This is a genomic window from Pseudokineococcus sp. 5B2Z-1, assembly GCF_037482305.1.
Lineage (GTDB): Bacteria > Actinomycetota > Actinomycetes > Actinomycetales > Quadrisphaeraceae > Pseudokineococcus.
This window is the reverse complement of the sequence record NZ_JBBHZG010000006.1, coordinates 88,843-94,394: the sequence shown is the minus strand read 5'-3', so window position 1 is coordinate 94,394 and position 5,552 is coordinate 88,843. Positions and strand designations below refer to the sequence as shown.

Below are 5,552 nucleotides of genomic sequence, written 5' to 3'. Positions count from 1 at the left end.
CCCCCCCCCCCCCCCCCCCCCCCCGCTGCGCGCCCCGACCACGGGGAGCGCCCGCGAGACCGGCACCACCCACGGCGCGCCCGACGAGGGGCGCCCGACGAGGGGCGTGAGAGCCCCCAGGGCGAGCAGGAGGACGACGTGAGGCTCGAGCTCCGCGGCATCACGAAGCGGTTCGGGCCGCTCGTGGCCAACGACGCCATCGACCTGGTGGTGGAGCCGGGGGAGATCCACTGCCTCCTGGGGGAGAACGGCGCCGGCAAGAGCACGCTGATGAACGTGCTGTACGGCCTGTACACCCCCGACGAGGGCGAGCTCCTCCTCGACGACCGGGCCGTCACCTTCGGCGGACCCGGCGAGGCCATGGCCTCCGGCATCGGCATGGTCCACCAGCACTTCATGCTCGTGCCCGTCTTCACCGTCGCCGAGTCCGTCGTGCTGGGCCACGAGCGCACGCGGGGCCCGCTGCTCGACCTCGACGCCGCGCGCGCCCAGGTGCGCGAGGTCTCCGACCGCTACGGCTTCGGCGTCGACCCCGACGCGCGGATCGAGGACCTCCCCGTCGGCGTGCAGCAGCGCGTCGAGATCATCAAGGCGCTCGTCGGCGACGCGAAGGTCCTCATCCTCGACGAGCCCACCGCGGTACTCACGCCGCAGGAGACCGACGAGCTCATCGACATCATGCGCCAGCTCAAGGCGGGCGGGACCTCGGTCGTCTTCATCACCCACAAGCTCCGCGAGGTCCGCGCCGTCGCGGACCGGATCACGGTCATCCGCCGCGGGAAGGTGGTCGGCACCGCGACACCGGACGCCTCCGAGAACGAGCTCGCGTCCCTCATGGTCGGCCGGTCCGTGAGCCTCGGCGTCGGCAAGGAGGCGCCGCAGCGGGGGAAGGAGCACCTCGTCGTGGAGGGTCTCGTGGTGCGCGACCCGCGCGGCGCCCGCGCCGTCGACGGCGTCTCGCTGTCCATCGCCCGCGGCGAGGTCCTCGCGGTCGCCGGCGTCGACGGCAACGGCCAGAGCGAGCTCGCCGAGGCCGTCGTGGGGCTCGTGCCCGCCGAGTCCGGCTCCGTACGGCTCGGGGGCCGGGAGCTGCTCGGCCTCAGCACCCGCGAGGTGCTCGACGCCGGCGTCGGCTTCGTCCCCGAGGACCGCTCGACGGACGGCGTCGTCGCGTCGCTGTCGGTCGCGGAGAACCTCGTCCTCGACCTCCTCCGGTCGCCGGAGTACCGGCGCGGCCTGAGCCTGCGCCGGGACGCCATCCGCGCCAACGCCCACCGCCGGGTCGAGGAGTTCGACGTCCGCACGACCGGCGTCGACGCCCCCGTCGGCACCCTGTCCGGCGGCAACCAGCAGAAGGTCGTGCTCGCCCGTGAGCTCTCCCGCTCCCTCGAGCTCTTCATCGCCTCCCAGCCGACGCGCGGGCTCGACGTCGGCTCGATCGAGTTCGTGCACCGGCGGATCGTGGCCGAGCGCGACGCCGGCACGCCGGTGCTCATCGTCTCGACCGAGCTCGACGAGGTCGTGGAGCTCGCCGACCGCATCGCGGTGATGTACCGCGGCCGCGTCGTCGGCGTCGTCGACGGCGACACCGACCGCGACGTGCTCGGCCTCATGATGGCCGGCGTCCCCGAGGACGAGGCGCGCCGCCAGGCGGGGGACCACCCCACCCGCACCGACCACCCCGACGCCCGGCAGCCCCGAGCCGGCGCGGGCGCCACCGCGGAGCCGCGTCCGGCGCCCGCGCAGGAGACCGTGGAGGAGACCCCGTGACCGCCCCCGCAGGCCGGCGCCGGCAGGCGCACCGGTGAGCGCCCAGCAGGCCGAGGCCCACGCCGAGGACCCCGACCAGCAGTCGCCGCCCCCCGGGCGCGAGCCCGGACGCTTCGGCGCGGCGCTCGCCGCCGTCCGCGACGGCTCCGGGCTGCTCTCGCTGCTCGCCGTCGTGCTCGCCCTCGTCGTGGGCGCCGTGCTCATCGCGGCCGCCGACCCGCGCGTGCAGGAGACGGCCACCTACCTGACGGCGCGCCCCAGCGACTTCTTCGCCGCGGTGGGCAGCGCGGTCGGCGGCGCCTACACGGCGCTGCTGCAGGGCGCCTTCCTCGACTGGACGGCCGGGTCGGCGACCCGCGTCGTGCGGCCCCTCACCGAGACCCTCACGGTGGCGACGCCGCTCATCGCCGCGGGCCTCGGCGTGGCGCTGGGCTTCCGCGCGGGCCTGTTCAACATCGGCGCGCAGGGCCAGATCATCCTCGGCGCCGTCCTCGCCGGCTGGATCGGCTTCGCGCTCGACCTGCCCGTGGGCCTGCACCTGCTGCTGGCGCTGGTCGGGGGCGTGGTGGGCGGCGCGCTGTGGGGCGGGATCGCCGGTGGCCTCAAGGCCCGGACGGGCGCCCACGAGGTCATCGTCACGATCATGCTCAACTACGTCGCGCTGCGGCTCGTGGAGTTCCTCCTCACCCTCGGCGCCTTCCAGCGCGAGGGGCAGGCCAACCCCATCAGCCCGCCGGTCGAGGCGTCGGCGCAGCTGCCGCAGCTCCTCGGGTCCGGCTTCCGCCTCCACGCGGGGCTGCTGCTGGTGCTCCTCGCGGCCGCGGGCGTGTGGTGGCTCCTCGAGCGCAGCACCGTCGGCTTCGGCCTGCGCGCCGTCGGGGCCAACCCCGCGGCCGCCCGCACCGCGGGCATCTCCGTGCCGCGCTCCTACGTCACGGTGATGCTCCTGTCCGGCGGTCTGGCCGGGCTCGCGGGCGCCGTCCACCTGCTCGGCACGGAGGACTCGCTGACGGCCGGCATCGCCGGGTCCTTCGGCTTCGACGCCATCACCGTGGCGCTGCTCGGCCGCTCGCGGCCGGGCGGGGTCGTGCTGGCCGGCCTCCTGTTCGGCGCGCTGCAGGCCGGCGGGGTGTCGATGCAGGCGCGCACCGGGACGCCGATCGACATCGTCCTCGTCGTCCAGTCCCTCATCGTTCTGTTCATCGCCGCGCCGCCGCTCGTGCGCGCGATCTTCCGACTGCGCGACCCGCAGGCGAGGGGAGCCCGGGCATGAGCCTGCCGTCCGCCACCAGCACCGCCCCCACGGCGGCGTCCGCCGACGGGACCGACGAGGCGCGCCCGTCGCGGCGCGCGTCCGTCGTCATGGCCGTCCTCACGGCCGTCGGGCTGCTCGTCTTCGTCCTCCTCGCGAGCGGGGGCACGAGCACGCTCTCCCTCGCGAGCAGCCGCGACGTCGTCTCGCTGCCCGACCTCGTGCTGCCCAGCCGGTGGGCCTCCGCCGTCCTGCTCGTCGGCTGCGCCGCGCTCACGGGGCTCGCCGTCGTGCGCACGGCGGCCGGGCGCCGCACGCCCGGCTGGGTGGTGCCCGTCTTCGGCGTGCTGCTCGTGCTCGCCTTCCTCGTGTGGGTCGTCACCGGCTCGCGGGTCTCCGTCGTGAGCCTGCTGGGCGGGACGCTCCTGCTCGGGGCGCCGCTCGTCTTCGGCGCCATGGCCGGCGTCGTCAGCGAGCGCTCGGGCGTCGTCAACATCGCCATCGAGGGGCAGCTGCTGCTCGGCGCCTTCCTCGGCGCGGTCGTGGCGTCGCTCACGGGCACGGCCTACCTCGGGCTCGTCGCGGCGCCCGTCGGCGGCATGCTCATCGGGCTGCTGCTCGCGGTCTTCACCGTGCGCTACCTCGTCAACCAGATCATCGTCGGCGTCGTCCTCAACGTCTTCGCCATCGGGCTGACGAGCTTCCTGTACTCGACGGTGCTCAGCGACAACGCGGGGTGGAACTCGCCGACGGGGCTGCCGCAGCTGCCGATCCCCGTGCTCTCGGCCATCCCCGTCGTCGGGCCGGTGCTCTTCGCGCAGAACCTCCTCGTCTACCTCATGTACGTCGTCGTCGCGGTGCTCAACGTCATGCTCTTCCGCAGCCGCTGGGGCCTGCGGCTGCGGGCGGTCGGCGAGCACCCCAAGGCGGCCGACACGGTGGGCATCCCCGTGGCGCGCACCCGGTTCCGCGCCGTCGTCCTCGGCGGGGCCATCGCCGGCCTCGGCGGGGCGTCGTTCACCCTCGGCGCGTCCGCGGCGGGCCTGGCCTTCAACCGCGAGATGACGGCGGGCAGCGGCTACATCGCCCTGGCCGCCATGATCTTCGGTCGCTGGAGCCCGCTGGGCGCGCTCGGGGCGGCCCTGCTCTTCGGCTTCGCCTCGAACCTGCAGAACGTGCTGTCGGTCATCGGCACGCCGATCCCCAGCCAGTTCCTGCTCATGGCGCCCTACCTCGCGACGATCTTCGCCGTCGCCGGGCTCGTCGGCCGCGTGCGGGGACCGGCCGCGGCCGGCGTCCCCTACGAGAAGTGAGCGACGACGTGGGCGCCTCGGCCGAGACCGGCCCGGCGGTCGACTGGGACGCCCTGCGTGCCGCGGCCACCGACGTCATGGGGCGGGCGTACGCGCCCTACTCGGGGTTCCCCGTGGGGGTCGCCGGGCTCGTCGACGACGGGCGCGTCGTCGTCGGGTGCAACGTGGAGAACGCCGGCTACGGCGTCACGCTGTGCGCCGAGTGCGGGATGGTCAGCTCCCTGCACGCCACCGGCGGCGGGCGGCTCGTCGCGGTCGCGTGCGTCGACCGGTCGGGGACGGCGCTCATGCCGTGCGGGCGGTGCCGGCAGCTGCTGTGGGAGAACGGCGGCCCCGACTGCCTGCTCGCGACGCCCGAGGGCGTGCTGCCCATGAGCGACGTGCTGCCGCAGGCCTTCGGACCGAGCGACCTGGAGACGCGCTAGCCGCTCCTCGGCGCGGACGGTGCCGCCCGGGCCAGGAGCGCGTCGAGGCGCTCGGCGTGCGCGCCCCGCCAGAAGACGTGCCCGCACCGGGTGCAGCGCGTGAAGGCGTCGTAGCTGCGGCGCGTGCCCGCGGGCAGGCGGTCGGTGACGTCGGCCTTCGCGACGGGCTCGAGGCGGCCGCCGCAGCGCGTGCACCGCGTCATCGGGGCGAGCGCCGGACGGAAGCGGTCGAGGACGTCGGCGAGCTGGTCGTCGGGGTCGTCGCCGCGCACGAGGGCGCCGGCGGGCAGGGCGCGACGGCGCAGGAGGCCCCGGTCGCGCGTGAGCAGCAGGCGGTCCTCGGCAGCCGCCCGAGCGACGAGCCCGGCGTCGTCGAGGGCCGGGTCGTCGGCGGCGTCGAGGCCCAGCAGGCGCAGCCGACGGGCGAGGGTCCCGAGGTGGACGTCGAGCAGCAGGCCCCCGGCGGGCAGCGCCTGCGGGCGCGGGGGAGGGACGACCTCGACGACGTCGCCGCCCTCGAGCCGGGCCGCCGGGTCGAGCGGGGCGCCGCGCCGGCGCAGCGCGCCGACCTCGGTGCGGGGGACGCCGGCGGCCTCGACGACGTGCCGCGCCGTGGCGTCGGGGTCGTGGCGCAGGCGGCGGCCGGCCTCCCGGTCGCGCGGCGGCAGCAGCCAGCGCAGTGACGGGTCCGGGAGGACGACGACCGTTCCGGGCACCCCGTCAGCCTGCGGCGTCCGCGTGGTGGGAGCGACCTGTTCGCCGCTCGTGACCGTGCACGGTCACGAGCGGCGA

The 5,552-nt window shown here is 75.8% G+C and carries 5 protein-coding genes; 4 read left to right on the top strand and 1 reads right to left on the bottom strand.

The genetic code is table 11. The features are described 5' to 3' along the window. Positions 1–138 precede the first annotated feature (138 nt). The 4 genes from WDV85_RS14525 to WDV85_RS14510 are packed head-to-tail and all read left to right on the top strand — an operon-like array spanning position 139 to position 4,760. Positions 139–1,770, top strand: a complete 1,632-nt coding sequence (locus WDV85_RS14525; protein WP_339571302.1) for an ABC transporter ATP-binding protein — start codon at positions 139–141, stop codon at positions 1,768–1,770. A gap of 34 nt (positions 1,771–1,804) precedes the next feature. Beyond that, entirely contained in the window at positions 1,805–3,043 is a 1,239-nt protein-coding gene (locus WDV85_RS14520; RefSeq protein ID WP_339571301.1) for an ABC transporter permease, read from the top strand. Then, positions 3,040–4,335: an ABC transporter permease gene (locus WDV85_RS14515; protein ID WP_339571300.1), complete on the top strand. Its 1,296-nt coding sequence runs from the start codon at positions 3,040–3,042 to the stop codon at positions 4,333–4,335. The genes WDV85_RS14520 and WDV85_RS14515 overlap by 4 nt, the downstream gene beginning before the upstream one ends. After that, positions 4,332–4,760 (top strand): cytidine deaminase, encoded by a 429-nt coding sequence (locus WDV85_RS14510; protein ID WP_339571299.1) that lies wholly within the window; start codon positions 4,332–4,334, stop codon positions 4,758–4,760. Before WDV85_RS14515 ends, WDV85_RS14510 begins: the two co-directional genes overlap by 4 nt. Here the strand turns inward: WDV85_RS14510 and WDV85_RS14505 are convergent. After that, a complete protein-coding gene (locus tag WDV85_RS14505; protein ID WP_339571298.1) occupies positions 4,757–5,476 on the bottom strand; it encodes a Mut7-C RNAse domain-containing protein in 720 nt (239 codons plus the stop codon). The two genes, WDV85_RS14510 and WDV85_RS14505, sit on opposite strands and share 4 nt — an antisense overlap. Positions 5,477–5,552: the final 76 nt, after the last annotated feature.